This window comes from Chryseomicrobium palamuruense, from assembly GCF_042649045.1.
Taxonomy (GTDB): Bacteria; Bacillota; Bacilli; order Bacillales_A; family Planococcaceae; genus Chryseomicrobium; species Chryseomicrobium palamuruense.
Genome location: NZ_JBHSEF010000026.1, coordinates 12,980 through 35,775, shown reverse-complemented (window position 1 = coordinate 35,775; position 22,796 = coordinate 12,980). Strand labels below are relative to the sequence as shown.

The window sequence follows — 22,796 nt, the reverse complement described above, 5'->3', positions numbered from 1 at the left end:
AGGACACTTAGACGTTTTCTTTAATTGTTTTTAAAGTCGTGGCATCTGCTGATTTTACGAGCTTCACGAGAAGTTCTTTTGCTGCTGCATAGTCATCTGTATGAATAATCGAAGCTGCCGTGTGAATGTAACGTGAACAAATCCCGATTACCGCACTTGGCACACCTTCATTTGCTGTATGGACACGTCCTGCGTCCGTTCCACCTTGGGAAATAAAGTATTGATACGGGATCTTATGCGTTTCCGCAGTATCGAGGACAAACTCGCGCATGCCGCGGTGTGTCACCATCGAGCGGTCAAGAATTCGTAACAATGTGCCTTTACCAAGTTGCCCAAATTCATTTTTATTACCTGACGCATCATTGGCTGGGCTTGCATCTAGTGCAAAGAAGAGATCCGGTTTAATCATCGTTGCAGAAGCCTGTGCACCACGCAGGCCAACTTCTTCCATCACATTTGCTCCAGAAAACAACTGGTTCGGTAGCTGCTCGTCTTTCAGCTCTTTCAATAATTCAATCGCAAGACCTACTCCGTACCGGTTATCCCAAGCTTTCGCCATAATTTTTTTCGGGTTAGCCATCGGAGTAAACGGACACACTGGGACGATTTGATCTCCTGGTCGGATACCCATTGAAGCCACGTCTGCTTTGTCATCTGCACCGACATCAATCAACATATTTTTAATATCCATCGGCTTGTTACGTACTTCTTCACTTAATAAATGAGGTGGAATCGATCCGATGACACCCGGAATTGTTTTTTCACGCGTCACAATCTCTACGCGTTGCGCGAGCATCACTTGATTCCACCAACCCCCAAGTGGTTGGAAACGAATCATACCGTTTTCTGTGATGGACGATACCATAAAGCCTACTTCATCCATATGACCTGCGACAAGAATCTTTGGGCTATTTTCCGGACCTTTCTTCACGCCGAAGATGCCGCCTAAGTTATCTTGAATCACATCGTCTGCATATTTTTCAAGCTCAGAGCGTACAAATTTACGTACCTGATGCTCATTTCCAGGTGTACCCGGAAGCTCTGTTAATGTTTTAAAAAGTTCAAGTGTTTGTTCATTCACGACAATTTCCCCTTCCACAACCATTCTTCTTTTATTGTAGTGGATGTACCGTGAAAATTCCATCGTTTCTTTCGAATTCCGAAATGCCCTGAGATAGCTTTCGTTTCTTATTCATGTGAATAAAGTATATACTGTACCCATAAACAGATTGTCGAGGAGGATATGACTATGAAAATTCGTGATTATATGATGGGATTAGGAACTGGCGTAGTGATTGGCGTGGTCGCAGCACAGGCTGCTTCAAAGTATATTCCCAGTGTGACAGCGGACCAGGTCCTGGAGCAAGTGAAGGCAGAATTTAAAAAAGAAGGCCCCATTGATGGATCTTGGGTGTATATGAAAACCGAACCGTTTCATGTCGGTGTAATCGAAACGGAAGTCTTTAAAGGCGGCATCTCCCGCATGAAAAACGGTGTGACAGAAAACTTTGAGTTCTCTGCGGATGCGAAGACAGGTACGATTTTAGAGATTAAGCAGTTGGCATAAAAGCGAATTTTGGAGTCACAACCACTTAGGTGGTTGTGGCTTTTTTGGTAGGTTTTTCGAGGTCTGTATTCGTGGGTTTTTCGCGGACTGTATTCGTGGGTATCTCGTCGAATATCTCGCAGACTGTCTTTGGGAATGTCGTTGGAAAATATACGAGCGTTTCCGCCTTTAAATAAGCTTCGATTTTAGCTGCAGCTTAGCTGAATTGGTTGACTGGTGCGAAAAACGTCTTGTCTGGTGCGAATACTAGCTTCACTAGTGCGAATATCAAGCCAACTGGTGTACGCGAAACTTTCCAGATATAGAATACTCTAAGATCTCTTCCCACGACAATTCGTGCTACTGATAAATGTGGGATGGATGCACACTTCCCTATAATGCTTTTACCAAGTAGCTTTGCACTCCGGAAGATATATTAGCCAACAAAAAATGAATACGATTAGATTGTGCGTCTCTATTTGCACAATCCAACCGTATTCTTTTATATCATCACATAGTTATAAAAACATCTGGAGTATGTTAAAACTATTTACTCGAACTCATGTATCTAAGTCGTGCGCTTCACGCTCTCCACAATCTCTTTCCCGTCCTTCGACCATTTCACTAGTCGGTAAAATGTATCGTGATAGAAGCTTGCCCAGTAGCCGTTCTCAAGTAGCTCCGGCACCCACTTGTCTTTTGTAAAGACAGATGTCATGGGGTAATCGTCATACGCAAGCACCCATAACGGACTTTGGTGAGCATGTGTCGGCATCAAATCCGCAAAATGGATAATTGTTTCACCATTTTGCTCCATTTTCACAATACTGTGGCCATTGCTGTGGCCTCCAGTATGAATCATTTCAATCCCAGGAATCACTTCGGACGAGTCCGTGAATGGTACCACTTGTCCTTCGATTGGCTGCCAGTTTTCTTTCCAATATGTATTGCGAGAGCGAATGTTTGGATTCTTCATTTCGTTCCATTCCACTTCCGATACAAAAATCTTGGCATTTGGGAATGTCGATGAATACGATCCATCTTGTTCTAATGTCGTCAGTCCGGAAGCGTGATCAAAATGCAGATGTGTCATCATAATTATATCGATATCCGCTGCGGTTAATCCAAGTTCCCCAAGCTGTGCCTCGACTCGAGACTCATCGGTGATGCCGTAGTTCCGCTTCTTCTTGTCATCAAACTTTCCAAAATTCAGTCCGGATTCAAGCAAGATGTTGTGACCATTTGTTTGAATCAGCAGAGGGTCACATGGTAACTCGATCTGGTTGTTGTCGTTCACAGGGTAGCGCTTTGACCATAGTGCTTTTGGGACGACACCGAACATGGCACCCCCGTCCATGTTCGTCGTTCCTCCTTTTAACCAAGTAAATGAAAAATCCCCAAATTGATACGTGTCCATTCCTTCACCCCTATTTAAATTTGGCTTCTAACCGATAGATCGGCTGCCCTTTCGCAGCAAACTTTTCCTCATATTCCGTACGCACATTTTCCTCTGGTTCTTCTGCATGAAGATCTAATGAAACGAGCTTCAACTGCATACCAAAATCTGTCGTGCTTATCAATGAGTATTCAAAAAGTCCTCGATTATCCGTCTTAAAGTGGACCTCTCCACCTTCTGGCATTAAATCACGATATAATGTTAAGAAATTCGCATGCGTTAAACGGCGTTTTGCATGACGTGTCTTAGGCCAAGGATCTGAGAAATTCAAATAGACTTGATGGATATCGCCCTTCTCAAAGTACTCCGTCAAATCTTTTCCATTCACATTCAACAAACGCAAGTTCGGAAGTGCTTCCTGCTCCAACACTTTCTCGAGTGCGACTACGATTACGGAATCATATAATTCGATACCGATATAGTTGATGTGTGGATTTTGTTGGGCCATACCAATCACGAATTGGCCTTTCCCCGTGCCGACTTCGACGTGTACAGGATTCGAATTCCCAAATTCTTCGTGCCACTTTCCTTTTCGTGCTTCCGGGTTGGCAATGACCACTTCCGGATGGGCTTGGATATACTCTTGAGCCCATGGTTTGTTACGTAAACGCATAGTAGTTCACCTTTCTGACTGAATGGGCATGGCCCATGTTTCTTGATATAAAGTCGCAACCGCCACGTCACCTGGCAGTAACTGACCGGAGTATTCTCCATCAGCATGTCCAATGAGCGGCGCACTTGTCGTTAATTCAAATCGAGTTCCTGAAAACTGCTTTACAGCCGCAAGCTTCGTATGCCAGCCTAAGAAAACCGTACCAAATAACACAAGTAATTTCCACCGGGAAATGCCCGAGACAACCGTAGCCTCCAGGAAATCGTCTTCCGGATTGGAATGAGGCGATATTTTCATACCTCCACCAAAATACGCTTGGTTACAGACGACAACGAACCATACATCGTGAAATGTATGATTCTCATCGTCGACTTTCAACTGTAACGAAGTCGGCTGGTACGTGACCAATTCCCTCACAACGAGCCCATAATAGACGACTTTCCCTAGTCCAAAACGGTTCAGTCTCTTCTTCCAAATCGATTGGTTCGCTTCATAGACGACCTTCGCATCAAATCCGTATCCTGAGTTATTGATAAAGACCATTTCTTTAGGGGAAGTGTGCATTCGTCCGATGCGCATCTGTTTGACCGGTGCAGACGTCTCAACAAAATCTTGAATATCTTCTAAGGAGTCAACCGTTGTGAACGTGCGACCAAAATCATTGCCACTTCCTGCAGAGACAGCTACCACTTCTATCCAAGGTGCCCCTTTTGTTCCTTCAATCACTTCATGAACTGTCCCGTCGCCGCCAATGACAATAACTAATCTGGCGATCTTCTCTTTCACCAGATTTTTCGCTATCGAAACAGCATGGCGCGGGTATTCTGAATAATACACAGTTGCTTCCGGTAGAGACGGTTGTAGGTTTTGCCACTTTTTAAGTGCCCGCCCGTTCCCCGCCACCGGATTAATAATGACTGTTACAGATTTCATTTACACTTCACCTTTACCATCGAACGTTGCAATGCTCTCATAACTTGGTTGCTTCCCTTTATGCACTCGAAATAGCGACATCTCCTGAGCTGTCCACTCCCCTTCAAGTTTTCCTGAGAACTGGACCTCATCTGCATGTCTCACCCGCTTGGCAAGCGTGATATGCGGTACAAAAGGTGATTTTCGGTCCGCTTGATACTGTGATGTCACACGGTACACGTCCTCCTCCAATTTTTCAAGTGTAGGTTGCGTTTCAACGCCTGCATAAACGACACGCGGAGGATGTCCGCTTCCAAAGCCTTTTATATCCGTCAAGCGGAATGTCATCTCAGGAAATGTGAGTTGGGCTAGTTGATTTTGAAGAGCTAGCAGATTTTCCTCCTTCATTTCACCAATAAACGATAAGGTGATATGAAAATCATCCGCATGGGTTAGCCTCCGGTAATAATTTTCGAGATCTAATTCTTTTTGAATCGTACGTAAATAGGCTTTTATCTCATCCGGTACGAACAAGCCAACACAATAGTGAAAATTAGACATAGAGTTTTCGTGGCAACTTCGCTTCAAACGCGTGTTGAAGCTTGCGCGTCCATTCTCCTGGAGTGCCATTTCCAACGACATGATCATCTAACTTGATTACAGGCATCACTTCAATTCCTGTCGAAGAAATAAAGAATTCATCCATTTGTTTCGCTTGCTCCACAGTGAACGCTTCTTCCACCACAGGAAGACCGATCTCTTTGCAACAATCGAGAATGACTTGTCGTGTAATCCCGTTCAGAATCAGGTTTGTCGTTGGGTGCGTGTACAGCGTTCCGTCTTTAATTCCGAATGCATTGGAAGAAGAACCTTCTGTGATGACATCCCCTCGGTGTTGTACCGCTTCAAAGCAGCCTTTTTCAACCGCTTGTTGCTTCGCCATGACGTTACCGAGTAAATTCAGTGATTTAATATCACAACGTAACCAGCGAATGTCTTCAATAAGAATAACTGGTACTCCGGCCTCTAGCTCCGCAAGTGGGCGCTTTGTTTCACGCGTATACCCGGTCAAAACAGCTTCGACGGCTGGATTCGGATACGGATGGTTTCGTGGGGAATCGCCACGTGTTGCTTGAAGATAGACGATACCGTTCTCGAGTTCATTTTCTTCTATTAGCTGATGAATTAAATGATGCAGCACATCTTTTGTATACGGAAGGGCCATAGCAATTTTTTCTGCACTTGAATAGAACCGGTCAATATGCTCGGTTGCCGTAAAGACGTCTCCACCATATACTTTGATCACTTCATAGATCCCATCACCAAATTGGTAACCTCTGTCTTCTATTCCGATTTTCACTTCGTCACGCGTTGTTAGTTGATCATTCCATAACACTTTTTCCATTGTCTATTCCCTCTTTCCTGCAAGTTCTGCAATCGCATCTGCATAAATCGCGGTGGCTTTTAACAAATTATCGATATTCACAAATTCATCTGCTTGATGGGCAACGTCTGGTTCGCCTGGGAACAACATGCCAAACGCAACCCCTTTTTTAAGAACACGAGCATATGTCCCGCCGCCGATGGCTACTAATTCTGCCTTGTGACCGGTCTGACGTTCATAAACCCTCGATAACGATTGAATCAATTCATCTGACTTGTCGACATAATGAGGCGCCGAATTTGAGGCTACACGTACCTCGACATCTCGCTGCTTAAAGTGGTTCGTAATCCGTTCCATGACTTCATCAAATGGGCAACTGACCGAATAGCGCATACTCACCTTAATTGTAAAACCTTCTTCTTTTGCAAATTGGACAATGCCAGCATTGTACGTGGTTTCTCCTGACATATCATCCGCAAAATAGCCATCAAAGTCTTTTCCACGCGAATTGCTTGCAAATGCGTGGACGAGCGTTGCTATAAAGGTATTTCCTTGTCCGTCCAGTTCAAGAGTCGTCAAAAATTCAGCAAGCTTGATGGCTGCATTCACTCCGTGATCCGGTTCCATGGCATGCGCTGATTTCCCATAAAGAAGGAGAGACGTTTTTCCATCCATATCTAGTGCTTTCCCGCTCAACTTGTGGGTGTGTAAAAATTCATGGAAACTTTCGTTTACATCGTCTAAAGGCAGTTGAATCAGTGCACTGGCTTCATCAGGAACCATGTTTGTGCGCTCTCCTGATTGGAAGAGAAGCAACTTGCTTGATTCAAAAGAGGCCTGTTGTTTTAGTTCGATGCCTGCAATGCCTTTTTCCGCATTAATAATAGGAAAGTCGGCATCTGGAGCAAATCCAAGTGTCGGCATTTCTTCCGTTTCGAAGTAGCGACGTACGCAGCGGAAGCCACTCTCTTCGTCTGTTCCAATAATTAACCGCACGCGGCGCTCGAGTGAAATACCGGCGTCTTTGACAAGTTTCATAGCCATCCATGCTGCTATTGTCGGTCCCTTATCATCTATCGTTCCCCGACCAATCATTTTTGAGTCCACGATGCGTCCTTCGAATGGAGGAACTGACCAGCCTTCTCCAGCTGGCACAACATCTACATGACCTAAAATACCGATTAGTTCGTTCCCTTCGCCCATCTCGATATGACCTGCGAAGTTATCCACATTTTTGATTTTCATCCCTTGCTCAGCACCTTTTTGTAACAAATAGGCTAGAGCTTCTGCAGGTTTTGGTCCGAATGGGTACTCTTCTGTCGCATTCGATTCATCCAATACACTTTCGATTTGTATCAGTTGCTGAAGTTCTTGAAGCAATTCATCTTTACGTTCTAAGACAAGTTCTTGCCAGTTCATATCGTGCCTCCTTGCGCAGTTTAATGCTTCTATTCTACACCGAAATGACGTAAAGGTTTTGTAAATTCGATAAATTTTCTAGAAAAAAATGCTTATTGTCGTTATAATGGAATTGTCAGATAATAATAGAATTTTAAAAGGGGTTGTCTGAACCAGCCAGTTAACCGTTTTATGCATCGTCCGCTAGTCGAGTCAAGGATACGATAAGAAGGAGTGGTTACGAATGAAACCAACTACTGATCGGATGCTCAATCGAATTAAAGATATGTACATGTTCATCCGTGAGAACGGAACCGTGACAACGCAAGATTTAGTCGATGAATTTGGCATCACTCCTCGCACGATTCAACGGGATTTGAACGTGCTTGCATTTAATGACCTAGTCATCAGCCCTGTTAGAGGAAAATGGACAACGACGAACAAACGAGTTAAAATTCCATCTTAGGCGCAAGACATCTACGAATAAAGAGAGGCTTTCCAATTGCGGAGAGCCTCTCTTTTCTTGATTAGTATAAGTGTTCGAGTTCTTCTTGAGTCAGTTCCCGGTAGTCTCCCTCTTGTAGAGACTCATCAAGTCGTAAACTTCCCATCTCCAGTCGTTTCAAATAAACGACTTTCTTTCCGACGGCTTCGAACATTCGTTTTACTTGGTGGAACTTCCCTTCCGTAATGACGAGTTCGATGACTGACTCAGAGGCACTTTCTAAAATGGTCAACTTTCCTGGTTTAGTCTCATAGCCGTCATCTAAAGTGACGCCTTTTGCAAAAGCAGCAACATCTGCATCGGTTACTTGCCCTTCAATATGCGCATAGTATTTCTTAGGCACTTTCTTTTTTGGAGAAAGCAGTTGATGTGTCAAATCTCCATCGTTCGTTAATAGAAGCAGTCCCACTGTATCTTTATCAAGACGACCGACCGGATGCAAATCATAATGACGCACATCCGCATCGAGTAAATCAATGACCGTACTCTCTTTATAATCTTCTGTAGCAGAGATCACGCCTGAAGGCTTATTGAGCATCAAATACAAGAATGGTTTGTAAGCGACCACATCCCGATACACCCGGACAATATCCGCTTCCGGGTCAAACTGTTTGCCACTATCTTTCACCGTTTCTTCATTCAAGGTGACGGCTTTCGACTTAATCAACTGCTTGACTTCTTTACGTGTACCAAAGCCCATATTGGCTAAAAATTTATCCATTCGCATTATATGATTCCCAACTTTCGTGTGATACGTGTGAGTCGCTCACCAAATAGTTTTTGCGCAAGGCCCAGCTTCAAGCTGACCAACCCGTAAAACGCAGCTCCAACACCAGCCGATACAAAAATAATAATGAGTGCTTGGAGTTTCGAGTCCGGATTTAGGAACAGTTCTAAGGCTTCTTTCACTCCAAACGCGAGAAGCAACATGACAGCGGTCAACGCTACAATGAGTAACAGTCTTCTAAAGAGCATTTTTGTCTGATAATCCAAGTAGTAGCGAATCACAATAAAGTTTAATGTGATAGCGGTGATATACCCAATCGCAGTCGCTAAAATCGCTCCGTTCGTTTCAAAGAGCTTAATCAACGGGACATTCAATACCATCTTCACCAAGATTCCAATCATTAGATTCAAAATAATGAGTTTTTGCTTATCGATTCCCTGTAAAATCGCAGTTGTCACAGGATACAAGGCGAACAGCATGGCGACAGGTGCATAGAATGCCAGGATAGAGGACCCAGTTTCACTCGCTTCATAGAAAACCGTGTAAAATTCATACGCTAGGACGGAAATTCCTAGAGCTGCCGGTAATGTTAGGAACGTTAGGACTTGGAACGTTTGATTGAGTGATCGTGTCAGTCCGGCCGTGTCCTCTTTCGCATAATATGTTGTAATAAGTGGGATAAGCGTCATGGCAAACCCCATTGCAAGCATGACCGGAATCATCACGAGTTTATGGGCCGAAAAGTTCAGCATTCCGAGTAGCGTTTGGGAGTCGGCTGCATCTACCCCAATCGACACCATCGCATTGTTAAACGTGATCATATCGACAAACTGGAACAGTGGATTAATAACGCCTACAAGTGCGAATGGCACTGTATAAATTAGCATTTCTTTATAGATTGATTTCAATGAGTGATCTGATGTAACCGTTCCGGTTTGATGCATTTGGGCATCAAATTCCGGTTTTAGCTTTTTCCAGTACCACGCAAGCACACCCATACTCGCAATGGCGCCAATAAACGCTGCAAATACCGCAAAGGAGACCGCTGTCTTCTCCGTCCCGCCTATGAGTTTTACAACAACAAATGCACCGACCAATAAAACAGCAATGCGAATGATCTGTTCAATTAATTGAGAGACAGCCGTTGGGGTCATATGCTGGTAGCCTTGAAAGAAGCCACGTACCAAGCTCATTGCTGGCACAACAATAACCGCAAAACTGACGTATTTAATAACCGTTGCTACATCATCTACAGTGAATGGCATTGGTTTAGTAGGATCTGCATTTTCTTTCATCACTACATGAGCAAGTGGTTCTGCTAAAAAGAAGAGAACTAAAAAGCCAACAAAACCGGTAATCAACATGATAAGTCCGCTGGATTTCACAAGCTTGCGTCCGGTCGCATAATCGCCCATCGCATTATATTTGGATACAAACTTGGATACAGCTACGGGAACGCCGGAAACAGCAATCGCCAGCATAATTGTATAAGGAACATATGCGTACTGATAAAGAACGACGTACTCTTCTCCAATCAATTGATAAAACGGAATTACATATAAGACGCCGAGAATTCGTGAGAGCACGAGCCCCAGCGTTAAAATCATGGTGCCTTTAAGCAAATTTCCTGCCATTGTCATCTTCCCATCTGCAAAATGTCTATCTTTCAGTTTACATCTCCTCATTGAAAACCTCAATGCTGTATACTAAAAGAAAAAAGGATTGTGAATGATGTATGTTTGATGTAATCGTTATTGGCGGTGGCCCTTCTGGTCTGATGGCTGCTTGTGCAGCAGGAGCAGAACAAAAAAAGGTTGTACTCATTGAAAAGGGTACGAAGCTCGGAAAAAAGCTTGCGATTTCCGGCGGAGGGCGCTGTAACGTAACCAACCGACTGCCACAAGAAGAAATAGTCAAACATATTCCTGGAAATGGTCGTTTTCTCTACTCCCCTTTCTCCGTATTTAATAACGAAGACATTATTTCTTTCTTCGAAGGACTGGGTGTCCCACTTAAAGAAGAAGACCACGGTCGCATGTTTCCGGTGTCCAATAAAGCTATGGATGTCGTCAATGCATTGATCAATGAAATGAAACGTTGGCATGTTGACGTTCGTCTCCAGACAAAAGTTTCCAAGCTGCTAATGGATGATGATAAAGTCCTCGGTGTTCGCTTAGAAGATGGCACAGAAATCTTGTCAAAGGCCGTCATCATTGCGGTAGGCGGAAAAGCTGTGCCCCAAACAGGATCTACAGGTGATGGCTACCCTTGGGCGGAAAAAGCAGGGCATACCGTGACGGAACTGTTCCCCACAGAAGTGCCTGTGCTCTCTTCAGAACCATTTATCCGTTCAAAGGAGTTGCAAGGACTCGCGTTACGGGATGTCGCAGTTACTGTACACAATACGAAAGGCAAGACATTGGTGACGCATCAGATGGATATGCTCTTCACACACTTTGGCGTCAGTGGTCCCGCGATATTGCGCTGTAGCCAATTTGTCGTCAAAGAACGCAAGAAAAATGGTGGCAAACCCGTGGAACTCCGAATTGATTCCCTTCCTGATTTGAACGGAGAAGAAACGTTCCAGCACGTATATGGCATTTTAAAAGAAGAACCAAAGAAAGCTGTGAAGAATTCGTTGAAAGGGTTAGTTCCTGAACGCTGGTTGCTGTTTTTACTGAAGCGGGCCGAAATTGACGAAGATATGCGTGGTGAACAACTGTCCGCTGATAAAGTACGTACCTTTTCGACTTTATTGAAATCTTTCTCCATGCGTGTAGACGGAACGCAGCCTCTTGAAAAAGCGTACGTTACAGGTGGTGGTGTCTCCATCAAAGAAATCGAGCCAAAGACGATGGCTTCAAAGAAAAAGCATGGTCTCTTTTTCTGCGGCGAAGTTCTTGATATCCATGGCTACACAGGCGGCTACAACATCACAGCTGCTCTAGTTACGGGAAGGGTTGCGGGGATGAGTGCTGCAAAACTAGATGTGTAGCCACCTGCTCCAGAAACTCCGAGAAAATCAGGTGTGCCCAATGAGGCGGTCTTTGCCTCAATGGGTGCAAATGATTTTGGAGTGTGTTTCTAGGTGGCGAAACTCGATTTCTCTAGATGTGTAGCAGGCTCGCACTGAAATTCTGTCAAATGACAGCGTGGACAGGGAGGCGCCTTTTGCCTCAATGGCCGCGATGGCATTTGGCATGGATTTCAAGGCTGCCAAACTCGATTCCACCTACCTCATAAGAACAGGGCTGATTCTTAGAATCAGCCCTGTTTTCATCGAAGAAGTGGGTAACAAAATGATTTGAGATAAAAAGAGGAGCTTTTAAAATAATTGGTATCATTAAAAGACCTGTTTGGTTCGGTTAGAGCCCTCTTTGGGTTCAATCAAATTTTTACTGAGAGGAATACGAGCAAGTTGGTATCATTAAAGGGTGCGTTTGGTATCAATCAACCATGCATTTGGTATGGATCGAAGCCTCCATTGGTCCGCACGTGCAAAAATGCTATGAACACAGGTTTCATAGTAATCATCTACTTATTTTGTCCTTTGAAAAAGCCGCTCCCTCTAAAGGAAGCGGCTATTATTTATCCAACAACGATATTTACCATTTTACCTGGAATTGCAATGACTTTACGGACTTCTTTGCCATCCGTCCATTCCTTCACGACTTCGTTTGATAGAGCGAGTGACTCCATTTCCTCACGCGTGGCATCTTTAGAGATGACAAGTTTCGCACGAAGTTTTCCATTAATCTGAACTGGAATTTCGACTTCATCATCCACTAATTTGCTTTCATCATACGTTGGCCACTCTGCATATGTGATGGACTCGTTATGACCAAGATGCTGCCATAGCTCTTCCGCAACGTGTGGTGCAATTGGTGAAAGCATTTTTACGAAACCTTCTGCGTAGTGTGTTGGCACAACGTCTGCTTTGTAACATTCGTTGATAAACACCATTAATTGCGAAATTGCCGTGTTGAAACGAATACCTTCGTAGTCTTCCGTTACTTTCTTCACTGTCTGGTGGTAGACCTTCTCAAGTGTTGTGTCAGAAGAATCTTGAACTTTACTAGCAAGCGTTCCTTCTTCCGTCATCATCAAACGCCAGATACGATCTAAGAAACGACGAGATCCATCTAACCCATTGGTTGACCATGTCACGGCTGCTTCAAGTGGCCCCATAAACATTTCATACATACGGAGTGTATCCGCACCATGAGAACGTACGATGTCATCAGGATTTACGACATTTCCTTTCGACTTCGACATCTTCTCGTTACCTTCACCCAATATCATTCCTTGGTTGAATAGCTTTTGGAACGGCTCTTTTGTGTGAACCACACCAATATCGAACAATACTTTGTGCCAGAAACGAGCATACAGTAAGTGAAGAACCGCGTGTTCGACACCACCGATGTAGATATCCACAGGTAACCAGCGCTTCAACAGTTCTGGATCCGCGATGGCATCTGCATTATCTGGATCAATATAGCGAATGTAATACCAACAGCTTCCTGCCCACTGAGGCATCGTATTGGTTTCACGGCGACCCTTCATACCCGTTTCCGGATGAACGACGTTGACCCATTCTTCGATATTGGCAAGAGGTGACTCTCCAGTTCCACTTGGTTTGATATCAGTAGTCTTAGGTAGTTCAAGAGGAAGATCACTTTCTGGAACCGTTGTCATCGTACCGTCTTCCCAGTGGATGATTGGAATAGGCTCTCCCCAGTAACGTTGACGGCTAAATAACCAATCGCGCAAACGGTACGTGATTTTCTTCTCGCCTACGCCTTTATCTGCTAACCAGTCAATCATTTTCCCGATGGCTTCCTCTTTGCCAAGACCGTTCAAGAAATCAGAGTTCACGTGCTCGCCGTCACCGACGTACGCTTCTTTTGAAACATCTCCGCCCGCCACTACTTCTTTGATTGGCAAATTAAACGTTTTGGCGAATTCATAATCACGCTCATCATGAGCTGGAACCGCCATAATCGCTCCAGTACCATACGAAGCTAACACGTAATCCGCAATCCAGATTGGCATCTTCTCATTTGACACAGGATTGACTGCATAAGCTCCTGTGAAAACACCTGTTTTTTCCTTCGCAAGGTCCGTACGTTCTAAGTCGCTCTTCAATTTCACTTTGTCCAAATACGCTTCGACTGCTTCTTTTTGCTCCGAAGTGGTGATTTCTGAAACAAGCGCATGTTCAGGCGCAAGAACGGCATAGGTTGCACCAAACAAAGTATCTGGACGGGTCGTAAAGGCACGGAACGCTTTGTCTGTTCCATCAATGGCGAATTCGACTTCTGCCCCTTTTGATTTTCCAATCCAATTACGCTGCATATCTTTGATGCTTTCCGGCCAGTCAAGCTCTTCTAAATCATCAAGTAGACGTTCTGCGAATTCGGTAATGCGTAGCACCCATTGGCGCATCGGACGACGTTCTACTGGGTGACCGCCACGTTCAGAAACACCATCGACAATTTCCTCATTTGCAAGGACGGTTCCAAGAGCTGGACACCAGTTCACTGCCACTTCATCTACATAAGCAAGTCCTTTATTGTATAGTTGGATAAAAATCCATTGCGTCCACTTGTAGTAGTTCGGGTCGGTCGTGTTCACCTCACGATCCCAATCATAAGAAAAGCCAAGTTCTTTCATCTGACGCTTAAATGTCGCCACGTTCTGTGCTGTGAATTCCGCTGGATCATTACCTGTATCTAACGCGTATTGTTCTGCCGGTAGGCCAAATGCATCCCAGCCCATTGGATGAAGCACATTATACCCTTGCATACGTTTCATACGACTTAAGATATCCGTTGCTGTGTAGCCTTCCGGGTGACCTACGTGTAAGCCGGCACCTGATGGGTAGGGGAACATATCGAGTGCGTAGAATTTTTCTTTTTCGTTGTCATTCACTGTTTGGAACGTTTTATGATCGTCCCAAAATTGTTGCCACTTCTTTTCGATTTCCTGATGCGGAAAACTCATGCTATTTCCTCCTTGTCGGTGGCGCATTTCAGACAATAAAAAAACTCGTCCCTTGAAAAAGGGACGAGAGTCATTTAGTCTCACGCGGTACCACCCAAATTAGCAGAATTCTGCTCAACTTGATTCCTTAACGCGGAATACGAAACAGACTACTCAATGTTCGTCTGTTTGACTCAAAGGGGAGTTCAGAATGCACGTTCACTGGTTTGCACCACCCACCAGCTCTCTTTGGAATCGTCGCGTTCTTACTAGTCCTTCTCACTGTCATGTTATTGATTGTATTGTAGCGAACTTTTCATAGAAGTTCAAGAGAACTCCTCAATTAAAAAGAGACATTCTCTTTTACATCGTCTATAGTCAAGCTTGCTTCTGTCGCTTCGACCACACTTTGGATAGTATGCCCTTCAAAAACTTCTTTCAGAATTAGACCGTTTTCTGTCACTTCAATTACAGCACGGTCTGTGATGATCATGTTAACGACGCCTTTACCTGTCAGTGGTAACGAGCACTCTTTCTTAATCTTCGGTGATCCGTCCTTTGCCACGTGATCCATGATGACAATGATTTTTTTCGCGCCATGAACAAGGTCCATCGCACCGCCCATCCCTTTTATCATCTTTCCAGGAATCATCCAGTTCGCTAGATCTCCTTTTTCAGAAACTTCCATGCCGCCTAATATCGCAACATCAATATGGCCTCCGCGGATCATGGCAAAAGACTCTGCGCTCGTGAAAAATGCCGAACCTGGAATCGTTGTGACCGTCTCTTTACCGGCATTGATCAAATCCGGGTCAACCTGATCTTTTGTCGGGTATGGTCCAATTCCAAGTAGACCATTTTCAGATTGGAGTACCACTGTCTTATTAGGTGAAATAAAGTTTGCAACAAGTGTAGGAATTCCAATTCCTAAGTTAACGTAGTTTCCGTCTTCGATTTCCATCTCTGCGCGTTTCGCAATAAACTCACGTGTTGAAAGTGTCATCGTTGATTCCTCCTTTTAATTAATCCCGCGTCGTCATACGTTCAATCCGTTTTTCTTGGTTCGCTTGGAAAAGACCTTGGACATACACGCTTGGTGTATGAATCATCGCTGGGTCGAGATCACCTGTTTCAACGATTTCCTCTACTTCCGCAATCGTAATTTTTCCAGCTGCAGCCATCATTGGATTAAAGTTTTGCGCTGTCTTGTTATAAATGAGGTTCCCGAATTTATCCGCTTTCGCTGCACGTACGAGCGCAAAATCAGCAGTTAACGCTTCTTCTAGAACGTATTCCTTACCGTTAAATTCACGCACTTCTTTGCCTTCAGCTACAGTAGTACCCACTCCAGCAGGCGTGAAGAACGCAGGAATCCCTGCACCACCTGCACGGCATTTTTCTGCAAGCGTTCCTTGTGGCGTTAATTCGACTTCAATCTCACCAGATAACACTTGGCGTTCAAATTCTTTGTTTTCACCGACATAAGAGCCGATCATCTTTTTTATTTGTTTGTTCTTAAGTAATAATCCAAGCCCCCATTCATCGACTCCACAGTTGTTAGAGATGACGGTTAAATCTTTTACACCTTTATTGACCAAGGCGATAATCAGTTGCTCCGGAATACCGACAAGACCAAAACCACCTACCATTAATGTAGCTCCATCTTGAATTTGGCTGACTGCTTCTTCTGCAGAAGAATAGATTGGCTTCATGTTGTAAATCCTCCCTATCGTATGTAAAAACGCTTTCATATTTAATTAAAGCAGAATAACACCTACGTCCGCAACCTAACTGTTCGACTAATCAGAAGATTCTTGACGAAGCGGACGGTCATATAGGAGGGCTGGGATAATAGCAGCTCCCACAAACAAAGTAATGAAAAGCAACATAAAACTCATTCCGTAGACATCTGCAAGAATCCCCCCTGCAAGAGGGCCAATCATTCGACCAATTGTTGCGGTACTATTTACAATCCCTTGATAAAAGCCGATTTTTCCCTCCGGAGCGAGTTGATTGGCAATTGTAGGTACGGCTGGCCAGACGAACATTTCACCTAGTGTCAATATGACCATAGAAACGACGAACATGGAGAACTCTTCAGCAAACGCCACCACAATGAACGAGCTAAACATAATAACAAGGCCGACGACCATCTGGAGTTTGATTCGGTTTTCGAGTCGTTTCACAAGAGGGGCGATAAGTGGTTGCGCAAGTACAATCATCGCTCCGTTAATTGTCCATAGAAGACTATATTGTTTCAGACTAATACCAATCTCTTGCGTATAAGTAGATATCGTTGTTTGCCACTGCACATAACCGACCCACGCCAAAAGATATGCTCCGGATATTAACAAGAGGGCATAAAAAGGTGCTTTCCGATCGATTCGACTGCTTTCTTGCACAACATTTGTAGAAGCTACTGCGCGACGATCATAGCCTTTGTAAGCAACAAGTGCTAAAAAGAAAAACGGTATATACATCAACATATTGGCCGTAAATAAATAGTCAAAGGAGTAACTGGCAATAATTCCTGCAGCTGCAGGTCCAAGTGCAACGCCGACATTCACAGCAAGATAAATCGCATTAAATCCTTTTCGTCCTCCTTCTGGCCATGTAGTTCCGACAAGGGCATACATGCTCGGAAATACTATTCCGCCGCCAAGACCAATGAGAATCATAAACCATACATAATGCGGCCAGCCATGCCAAAAATTAAGTCCGATAAGCGCCACAAGTGTGATAGTGATACCAAGCATAATTGCCTTATAGCCACCCACTTTATCAAACATCCAGCCACCTAAAAGGTTTCCAACTATCCCAGCAGCAGCGTTTCCCATCAACACGAGACCTGCTACAGATAACGATTTCCCTAAGTATTCATTCATATAAATTGTATTTAAAGGCCAAAGTAATGAGTTTCCCGTTACATTAATCAGCATTCCGATGACCAAAAGCCACACCGATTTCGGCATTGTTCACATCTCCATTCACTCCACTCATTGTAGTCCTTTCTCTGACTTCCAACAAGATGATAAACTAGAAATTGAAAGGATGCGAATATATGCTTCAAAATGCTCTAAACCAAGCGAAAAGCTATATGAAAGAGATTGTATTGCCGGAAGATCACGTAGTGGATGCCACAGCTGGAAACGGGCATGATACCTTATTTCTTGCTAGACTGGTGGGGAAAAATGGCAAAGTCACCGCCTTTGATATCCAAGCAGCCGCTATTGATGCGACACGTGAACGACTTGTGCGAGAACAGGCGATTCATCAAGTCACACTCTACCATGGGAGTCATGCGGATTTATCAACAGTTGTAACTCTGCCCATTCGAGCAGCAATGTTCAATTTAGGCTATCTTCCAGGTGCCGATCGCAGCATTACCACCACAAGTGACTCAACGTGGACAGCCATCCTGGGGACACTCAATCTTCTCTTACCAGGCGGACGAACCGTTATTGTCCTTTATCATGGGCATGAAAGTGGAAAGCGTGAAAGAGAAAGGGTTTTACAACAGGTTGCTGATTTGCCACAGGAACAATTCCAAGTTCTTCATACAGCTTTTTTAAATCAACAAAACTCTCCCCCGGAGCTTGTTGTTATAGAAAAGAAAAAACAACCCGTTCGCTAGAATGGGTTGTTTTCATATTAAACATTCTTCTTTTCAAGCGTCGCTGCTTCTTCTACCGCACGAGAAACCACTAGGTGAAGTGCAGGATCCAGTGGCGTAGGAATCAATTCCCCTTTACGCGTGTGATTCACAATCGCTTCCGCTGCGGCAATTAACATCGGATACGTGATTTCTTTCGCTTCTGCATCTAGGGCTCCGCGGAAAATACCAGGGAATCCAACGACATTATTGACAGAGCGACCATCTGCTGCAAAAGCCGCCCCGGCTTTAATTGCTTCTGTAGGAAGAATTTCTGGATTCGGATTCGACAGCGCCAAAATAATTTGACCTTCTCGCACCATCTCCGGTTTAATCAACCCTTCCACTCCTGTAGTCGCAATGATGATATCACATTCTGCCATCATGTCTTCGAGGGAGTCTTTCGATTTTCCACCGTATTTATGCAAGCGTTCCATCGCATCCGGTTGACGGTCGATGCCAAACACATCTTTGACACCGTAAGCAAGAAGCATACGGACAATGGCTAAACCGGCTGCCCCAAGTCCAATTTGACCAACTACTGCTTTCGTCGGATCTACACCTGTTGCTTTACAAGCATTCAGTACGGCAGCCAGTGTCACGACAGCTGTTCCGTGTTGATCGTCGTGCATCACAGGAATCGGTAACTCCGCCTTCAACCGTTCTTCGATTTCAAAGCAGTGAGGAGAACCAATGTCTTCTAATAAGATGGCTCCGAATCCTTGGTAAATATGCTTAATCGTCTCGACAACTTCGTCTGGATCACTTGTATCAAGGAGAATCGGAATGCCACTTAGTCCTACAAAGTGATCAAGTAAGACGGCTTTTCCCTCCATGACAGGCATGCCCGCAACAGAACCAATATTCCCAAGTCCAAGAATCGCCGTCCCGTCAGTAACAATGGCGACTGATTTCCCAATTGAAGTGAAGTATTTTGCTTGTTCTGGATCTTTTTCAATCTCTAAACATACACTTGCTACTCCTGGTGTGTAGACACGCTGAAGATCTCCTAAAGAGCGTACGTCTAATGTGCTCTTCATCGCAATTTTTCCACCTTCATGGGCTTTCAACACATCATCCGTCACCGCATGAATACTAATACCATTTCCAATCGTTTCAATGTTCTGCACGACTTGCTGGAGATGGACCTCATCTTTACAGGTCACAGATATGTCACGAACAGTGGAAAGTGGACCACTCTTAATGGTCTTAATATCACCTATGTCGCCTTCTGCCGCTCCAATGGCTGATGTAACAAGCCCTAAATTTCCAGGTTTTGATGGGGTTTCTACTATAATATTACGAATTAAATGACGCATGCTTTGTCTCCTTCATGTTTTCAATTTTAAGAGTATATCATATACCACCAAAGAACTAAAGGTCTGACATCACAACATATAACCGATTCGCAAAACCATTAAATGCATAAAATCAATCGCGCTTTTCGCCAAGAATTCTCGGTCGGGTTCCTGATGAAGGTCATGTTTCATACCTGCCCATTCAGAATAATGCAGAGTTTTCATACGTTGTTGATTCACCCATGCCCTGACGGCTTTCACAGAGATCAATTCATCTTGACCAGCCACCTGCAGCCAAACGGGTGTTGACCACTCACTTGATGACTGTGCCATCTGCTTCATCCGCTCTGTCAATGCGCTATACCAGTCCGTCGTAACCACATCATGGACTAATTCATCCGTCTTATATTCTTCAACTAGTTCAGGTTGACTGACATACATTTCGGTTGGAATCTTATAATGCAGTTTTTGAGAAATAGTTAACTTCGCTAAGCGATTCGTCCACTTAGATGGTGTATGGTGCAATTCAAGCCAAGGACTGGTCAACAAGATACCCGCTATGGACTCTCTCGGTTTTCTCATATAATAAAGAATGGTAGTCGCCCCAAACCCATGGCCGGCCAGAAAGATGGGTAACTCCATTTTCGAAGCGTACTCAATGGCTCGTTCGATGTACAAATCATATTCACCAATGGATTCATTGTGCATCGTTTTGAGCTTCGTATTTTCTCCGTGACCAGGTAAGTCTCCCATGACCACGTGAAAATTATTTTCTCGGAAAGTCTCAATCAGCCATGCATACCGTCTGTGATGTTCAAAGACACTATGGACGAGTACGACGACGGCTTTAGGTTGGTGTGCGGCTTCCCATATCCACATGGCTACCCTCTCCTTTCGTATTCTGCTACACTTATTCTACTAGTATAGCAAGGGATGAGAAAGGAAGTCTGTTATGATCTATCCATTCGGTGAAAAAACTCCAAAAATCCACGATTCTGTATTTGTCGCAGATTTTACAACCATTACGGGGGACGTCGAAATTGGCGAAGGTTCCGCTGTCTTTTTTAATACCATCATTCGGGGAGATGTGAACGCTACTCGTATAGGAAAAAAAGTGAATATCCAAGACCTCTGTTGTTTGCATCAAAGTCCTCAGTTCCCGCTCGTGATTGAAGATGAAGTGACGGTTGGCCATCAAGTAACTTTACATAGCTGTACCATCCGGAAAGGTGCCTTGATTGGAATGGGCTCGATTATTTTAGATGGTGCAGTAATCGGGGAAGGCGCATTTATTGGGGCTGGCAGCCTCGTTCCTCAGGGTAAAGTGATTCCTCCTGGTATGATGGCGTATGGGCGTCCAGCGAAAGTTGTACGTGAAATCAATGATGAAGACCGCAAGGATATGGAGCGGATTGTGCGAGAGTATTATGAGAAGGGGCAGTATTATAAGGGATTACAGAAGTAACACTCGTGAATGTGCTTTATTCACTACTGATTTTGGGCAGTATCCAATTATTACTGAATTTAGATGCACTAGCCATACAGTCATTTCCACACTAGATGTGGCATAAGTATAATCTTAAGCAAAACAAAGCCCACTCGAAGCAAATTCGAGTGGGCTTCATCTATCTTATAGGCCTGCTTTCACTTTTAGCTCAGCAGCTTTGTCTGTTTTTTCCCATGGTACATCGATGTCTGTACGACCGAAGTGACCATAAGCAGCCGTTTGTTTGTAGATTGGACGGCGAAGGTCAAGCATCTTGATGATGCCAGCTGGACGTAAATCAAACAATTCACGAATCCAAGTAACCATGTCCGCTTCAAGTGCTTTGCCCGTCCCAAATGTATCCACAGAGATCGATACCGGTTGAGCTACACCAATTGCGTATGCAAGTTGGACTTCCACTTTATCCGCAAGGCCTGCCGCGACGATATTCTTCGCTACATAACGCGCAGCGTAAGCAGCCGAACGGTCAACTTTCGTTGCGTCCTTACCAGAGAAGGCACCGCCACCGTGACGCGCATATCCACCGTACGTATCGACGATGATTTTGCGTCCCGTTAGACCTGCATCTCCTTGTGGTCCACCAATTACGAAGCGGCCAGTTGGGTTGATGAAGTATTTCGTGTTGTCATCAATCCATTCAGCAGGAACAACAGCGTTAATGACGTGTTCTTTCAAGTCTGATTGGATTTGTTCAAGTGTCACTTCTGGTGCGTGTTGTGTGGAAATAACGATGGTATCCACGCGAACTGGTTTGCCGTTCTCATCGTATTCAACCGTTACTTGTGTCTTTCCGTCAGGACGTAAGTACTCAAGTGTATCGTTTTTACGTACTTCCGATAGACGACGAGACAATTTATGTGCCAAGCTGATAGGAAGTGGCATTAATTCTTCTGTTTCATTACATGCAAATCCGAACATTAGACCTTGGTCTCCGGCACCAATTGCTTCAATATCGGCATCCGTCATAGAACCTTCACGTGCTTCAAGTGCACGATCCACTCCTGCTGCGATGTCTACAGATTGCTCATCGATTGCTGTTAGGACAGCCGATGTATCTGCGTCAAAACCAAACTTTGCACGCGTATACCCAATTTCACGTACCGTTTCGCGAACGGTTTTTTGAATATCTACATAAGCAGATGTTGTAATTTCTCCTGCGACAAGTACAAGACCTGTTGTGACAGTAGTTTCACACGCGACGCGTGCATTCGGGTCTTCAGCCAAGATTGCGTCTAGGATAGCATCTGAGATTTGATCACAGATTTTATCCGGATGGCCTTCTGTTACTGATTCCGAAGTGAATAATCGACGTTGAGTCATGATATATTTCCTCCTTCTTGATCCTGCGGAATTGCTTCCGTGAATTGAACCGGTACTCATTCCCCATGGCAAGCCTAAAATACTTGAAGCTGTTTTGGAATTTTAGATGCAAAAACGTCTATGAAAGTCGTTTCTACAATGGTTGGCACATGGTTGAAGGCGTCCATAAATAATAAAATCCTTTCGCTCATCGTGAGGAAAGGATGATTTCTTTGCACCTTTCACTCTTATCAATCAGGGAAATCCCCTGTCTCAGGTTGGGCACCTTTCAATAAGTGTTGCTTTCTATCTTATTGAGGTTGCCGGGTTTCATAGGGCCTGACCCCTCCACCAGCTCGGGATAAGAGTATCCGTTCAATTTTTCATCATACGCATTCCTTTGTCGAAAGTCAACGAAAAACTGTGTGAAAAGCTGCACAAAAAAAGTCATTGACCCAGGGTCATTAGTGTAGACTATTTGGGTTAATGTGTTATACTAATTCACATATTAGCATTC

The 22,796-nt window shown here is 44.3% G+C and carries 22 protein-coding genes, 1 riboswitch and 1 other annotated feature; of the genes, 6 read left to right on the top strand and 16 right to left on the bottom strand.

Features of this window, described 5'->3' with window-relative positions:
• Positions 1-7: 7 nt before the first annotated feature.
• Positions 8-1,081: a M42 family metallopeptidase gene (locus tag ACFO0S_RS12540; RefSeq protein WP_378142439.1), complete on the bottom strand. Its 1,074-nt coding sequence runs from the start codon at positions 1,079-1,081 to the stop codon at positions 8-10.
• 168 nt (positions 1,082-1,249) lie between these two features.
• Here ACFO0S_RS12540 and ACFO0S_RS12535 point away from each other — a divergent pair, with 168 nt between their 5' ends.
• Complete coding sequence (locus ACFO0S_RS12535) at positions 1,250-1,567, top strand: PepSY domain-containing protein (RefSeq protein WP_378142438.1); 318 nt, start codon at positions 1,250-1,252, stop codon at positions 1,565-1,567.
• Positions 1,568-2,114: 547 nt separating this feature from the next.
• Here ACFO0S_RS12535 and ACFO0S_RS12530 read toward each other — a convergent pair.
• The 6 genes from ACFO0S_RS12530 to pepV are packed head-to-tail and all read right to left on the bottom strand — an operon-like array spanning position 2,115 to position 7,330.
• Positions 2,115-2,963 carry a YtnP family quorum-quenching lactonase gene (locus tag ACFO0S_RS12530; RefSeq protein ID WP_378142437.1) on the bottom strand — a complete coding sequence of 283 codons (849 nt, stop codon included), beginning with the start codon at positions 2,961-2,963 and terminating at the stop codon, positions 2,115-2,117.
• Between the two features lie 10 nt (positions 2,964-2,973).
• Positions 2,974-3,615, bottom strand: a complete 642-nt coding sequence (trmB, locus tag ACFO0S_RS12525; RefSeq protein ID WP_378142436.1) for a tRNA (guanosine(46)-N7)-methyltransferase TrmB — start codon at positions 3,613-3,615, stop codon at positions 2,974-2,976.
• A gap of 6 nt (positions 3,616-3,621) precedes the next feature.
• Positions 3,622-4,548 carry a diacylglycerol/lipid kinase family protein gene (locus ACFO0S_RS12520; RefSeq protein ID WP_378142435.1) on the bottom strand — a complete coding sequence of 309 codons (927 nt, stop codon included), beginning with the start codon at positions 4,546-4,548 and terminating at the stop codon, positions 3,622-3,624.
• Positions 4,549-5,088 (bottom strand): RNA 2',3'-cyclic phosphodiesterase, encoded by a 540-nt coding sequence (gene thpR / locus ACFO0S_RS12515; RefSeq protein ID WP_378142434.1) that lies wholly within the window; start codon positions 5,086-5,088, stop codon positions 4,549-4,551.
• The gene (dat, locus tag ACFO0S_RS12510) at positions 5,081-5,932 is read right to left on the bottom strand and encodes a D-amino-acid transaminase (RefSeq protein WP_378142433.1); all 852 of its coding nucleotides are present in this window, start codon (positions 5,930-5,932) and stop codon (positions 5,081-5,083) included. Before dat ends, thpR begins: the two co-directional genes overlap by 8 nt.
• A gap of 3 nt (positions 5,933-5,935) precedes the next feature.
• Positions 5,936-7,330 carry a dipeptidase PepV gene (gene pepV / locus ACFO0S_RS12505; protein WP_378142432.1) on the bottom strand — a complete coding sequence of 465 codons (1,395 nt, stop codon included), beginning with the start codon at positions 7,328-7,330 and terminating at the stop codon, positions 5,936-5,938.
• Between the two features lie 223 nt (positions 7,331-7,553).
• Between pepV and ACFO0S_RS12500 the strand changes: the two genes are divergently transcribed.
• A complete protein-coding gene (locus tag ACFO0S_RS12500; protein ID WP_094944012.1) occupies positions 7,554-7,775 on the top strand; it encodes a DeoR family transcriptional regulator in 222 nt (73 codons plus the stop codon).
• Between the two features lie 61 nt (positions 7,776-7,836).
• Here ACFO0S_RS12500 and ACFO0S_RS12495 read toward each other — a convergent pair whose 3' ends face one another.
• Positions 7,837-8,541: a pseudouridine synthase gene (locus ACFO0S_RS12495; RefSeq protein ID WP_378142431.1), complete on the bottom strand. Its 705-nt coding sequence runs from the start codon at positions 8,539-8,541 to the stop codon at positions 7,837-7,839.
• Positions 8,541-10,175, bottom strand: coding sequence for a putative polysaccharide biosynthesis protein (locus ACFO0S_RS12490; RefSeq protein ID WP_378142430.1), 1,635 nt, complete (start codon positions 10,173-10,175; stop codon positions 8,541-8,543). Before ACFO0S_RS12490 ends, ACFO0S_RS12495 begins: the two co-directional genes overlap by 1 nt.
• A gap of 101 nt (positions 10,176-10,276) precedes the next feature.
• Here ACFO0S_RS12490 and ACFO0S_RS12485 point away from each other — a divergent pair, with 101 nt between their 5' ends.
• Positions 10,277-11,536, top strand: coding sequence for a BaiN/RdsA family NAD(P)/FAD-dependent oxidoreductase (locus tag ACFO0S_RS12485; protein WP_378142429.1), 1,260 nt, complete (start codon positions 10,277-10,279; stop codon positions 11,534-11,536).
• A 184-nt stretch (positions 11,537-11,720) separates the two neighbouring features.
• Positions 11,721-11,849, top strand: a complete 129-nt coding sequence (locus ACFO0S_RS12480; RefSeq protein WP_378142428.1) for a hypothetical protein — start codon at positions 11,721-11,723, stop codon at positions 11,847-11,849.
• Positions 11,850-12,129: 280 nt separating this feature from the next.
• On the opposite strand, the gene leuS is transcribed toward ACFO0S_RS12480, so the two are convergent.
• The 4 genes from leuS to ACFO0S_RS12460 all read right to left on the bottom strand — a co-directional run bounded on the left by leuS (position 12,130) and on the right by ACFO0S_RS12460 (position 17,495).
• Complete coding sequence (leuS, locus tag ACFO0S_RS12475) at positions 12,130-14,544, bottom strand: leucine--tRNA ligase (RefSeq protein WP_378142427.1); 2,415 nt, start codon at positions 14,542-14,544, stop codon at positions 12,130-12,132.
• A 56-nt stretch (positions 14,545-14,600) separates the two neighbouring features.
• Positions 14,601-14,815, bottom strand: a binding site (T-box leader).
• Positions 14,816-14,866: 51 nt separating this feature from the next.
• Positions 14,867-15,526 carry a 3-oxoacid CoA-transferase subunit B gene (locus ACFO0S_RS12470; protein ID WP_378142426.1) on the bottom strand — a complete coding sequence of 220 codons (660 nt, stop codon included), beginning with the start codon at positions 15,524-15,526 and terminating at the stop codon, positions 14,867-14,869.
• A 19-nt stretch (positions 15,527-15,545) separates the two neighbouring features.
• Positions 15,546-16,235, bottom strand: a complete 690-nt coding sequence (locus ACFO0S_RS12465; RefSeq protein WP_378142425.1) for a CoA transferase subunit A — start codon at positions 16,233-16,235, stop codon at positions 15,546-15,548.
• Between the two features lie 87 nt (positions 16,236-16,322).
• Positions 16,323-17,495, bottom strand: a complete 1,173-nt coding sequence (locus ACFO0S_RS12460; RefSeq protein ID WP_378142424.1) for an MDR family MFS transporter — start codon at positions 17,493-17,495, stop codon at positions 16,323-16,325.
• 89 nt (positions 17,496-17,584) lie between these two features.
• Here ACFO0S_RS12460 and mnmM point away from each other — a divergent pair, with 89 nt between their 5' ends.
• Positions 17,585-18,157 carry a tRNA 5-(aminomethyl)-2-thiouridylate-methyltransferase MnmM gene (gene mnmM / locus ACFO0S_RS12455; RefSeq protein WP_378142423.1) on the top strand — a complete coding sequence of 191 codons (573 nt, stop codon included), beginning with the start codon at positions 17,585-17,587 and terminating at the stop codon, positions 18,155-18,157.
• 17 nt (positions 18,158-18,174) lie between these two features.
• On the opposite strand, the gene ACFO0S_RS12450 is transcribed toward mnmM, so the two are convergent.
• A complete protein-coding gene (locus tag ACFO0S_RS12450; protein WP_378142422.1) occupies positions 18,175-19,494 on the bottom strand; it encodes an NAD-dependent malic enzyme in 1,320 nt (439 codons plus the stop codon).
• A gap of 69 nt (positions 19,495-19,563) precedes the next feature.
• Positions 19,564-20,352: an alpha/beta fold hydrolase gene (locus tag ACFO0S_RS12445; protein ID WP_378142421.1), complete on the bottom strand. Its 789-nt coding sequence runs from the start codon at positions 20,350-20,352 to the stop codon at positions 19,564-19,566.
• Positions 20,353-20,425: 73 nt separating this feature from the next.
• Between ACFO0S_RS12445 and ACFO0S_RS12440 the strand changes: the two genes are divergently transcribed.
• Positions 20,426-20,938, top strand: coding sequence for a gamma carbonic anhydrase (locus ACFO0S_RS12440; protein WP_378142420.1), 513 nt, complete (start codon positions 20,426-20,428; stop codon positions 20,936-20,938).
• A 165-nt stretch (positions 20,939-21,103) separates the two neighbouring features.
• Here the strand turns inward: ACFO0S_RS12440 and metK are convergent, their stop codons facing one another.
• Complete coding sequence (metK, locus tag ACFO0S_RS12435) at positions 21,104-22,300, bottom strand: methionine adenosyltransferase (RefSeq protein WP_378142419.1); 1,197 nt, start codon at positions 22,298-22,300, stop codon at positions 21,104-21,106.
• Between the two features lie 224 nt (positions 22,301-22,524).
• Positions 22,525-22,647, bottom strand: a riboswitch (SAM riboswitch).
• Between the last annotated feature and the right edge of the window lie 149 nt (positions 22,648-22,796).

Coding starts and splice junctions, on each gene's coding strand:
- ACFO0S_RS12450 (WP_378142422.1), bottom strand. CDS start 19,494: ATGCGTCATTTAATTCGTAATATTATAGTAGAAACCCCATCAAAACCT.
- ACFO0S_RS12460 (WP_378142424.1), bottom strand. CDS start 17,495: ATGCCGAAATCGGTGTGGCTTTTGGTCATCGGAATGCTGATTAATGTA.
- ACFO0S_RS12470 (WP_378142426.1), bottom strand. CDS start 15,526: ATGACACTTTCAACACGTGAGTTTATTGCGAAACGCGCAGAGATGGAA.
- ACFO0S_RS12495 (WP_378142431.1), bottom strand. CDS start 8,541: ATGCGAATGGATAAATTTTTAGCCAATATGGGCTTTGGTACACGTAAA.
- ACFO0S_RS12490 (WP_378142430.1), bottom strand. CDS start 10,175: ATGGCAGGAAATTTGCTTAAAGGCACCATGATTTTAACGCTGGGGCTC.
- ACFO0S_RS12440 (WP_378142420.1), top strand. CDS start 20,426: ATGATCTATCCATTCGGTGAAAAAACTCCAAAAATCCACGATTCTGTA.
- ACFO0S_RS12485 (WP_378142429.1), top strand. CDS start 10,277: ATGTTTGATGTAATCGTTATTGGCGGTGGCCCTTCTGGTCTGATGGCT.
- ACFO0S_RS12520 (WP_378142435.1), bottom strand. CDS start 4,548: ATGAAATCTGTAACAGTCATTATTAATCCGGTGGCGGGGAACGGGCGG.
- ACFO0S_RS12500 (WP_094944012.1), top strand. CDS start 7,554: ATGAAACCAACTACTGATCGGATGCTCAATCGAATTAAAGATATGTAC.
- dat (WP_378142433.1), bottom strand. CDS start 5,932: ATGGAAAAAGTGTTATGGAATGATCAACTAACAACGCGTGACGAAGTG.
- mnmM (WP_378142423.1), top strand. CDS start 17,585: ATGCTTCAAAATGCTCTAAACCAAGCGAAAAGCTATATGAAAGAGATT.
- leuS (WP_378142427.1), bottom strand. CDS start 14,544: ATGAGTTTTCCGCATCAGGAAATCGAAAAGAAGTGGCAACAATTTTGG.
- ACFO0S_RS12465 (WP_378142425.1), bottom strand. CDS start 16,235: ATGAAGCCAATCTATTCTTCTGCAGAAGAAGCAGTCAGCCAAATTCAA.
- ACFO0S_RS12445 (WP_378142421.1), bottom strand. CDS start 20,352: ATGTGGATATGGGAAGCCGCACACCAACCTAAAGCCGTCGTCGTACTC.
- trmB (WP_378142436.1), bottom strand. CDS start 3,615: ATGCGTTTACGTAACAAACCATGGGCTCAAGAGTATATCCAAGCCCAT.
- pepV (WP_378142432.1), bottom strand. CDS start 7,330: ATGAACTGGCAAGAACTTGTCTTAGAACGTAAAGATGAATTGCTTCAA.
- ACFO0S_RS12535 (WP_378142438.1), top strand. CDS start 1,250: ATGAAAATTCGTGATTATATGATGGGATTAGGAACTGGCGTAGTGATT.
- thpR (WP_378142434.1), bottom strand. CDS start 5,088: ATGTCTAATTTTCACTATTGTGTTGGCTTGTTCGTACCGGATGAGATA.
- metK (WP_378142419.1), bottom strand. CDS start 22,300: ATGACTCAACGTCGATTATTCACTTCGGAATCAGTAACAGAAGGCCAT.
- ACFO0S_RS12530 (WP_378142437.1), bottom strand. CDS start 2,963: ATGGACACGTATCAATTTGGGGATTTTTCATTTACTTGGTTAAAAGGA.
- ACFO0S_RS12480 (WP_378142428.1), top strand. CDS start 11,721: ATGGCCGCGATGGCATTTGGCATGGATTTCAAGGCTGCCAAACTCGAT.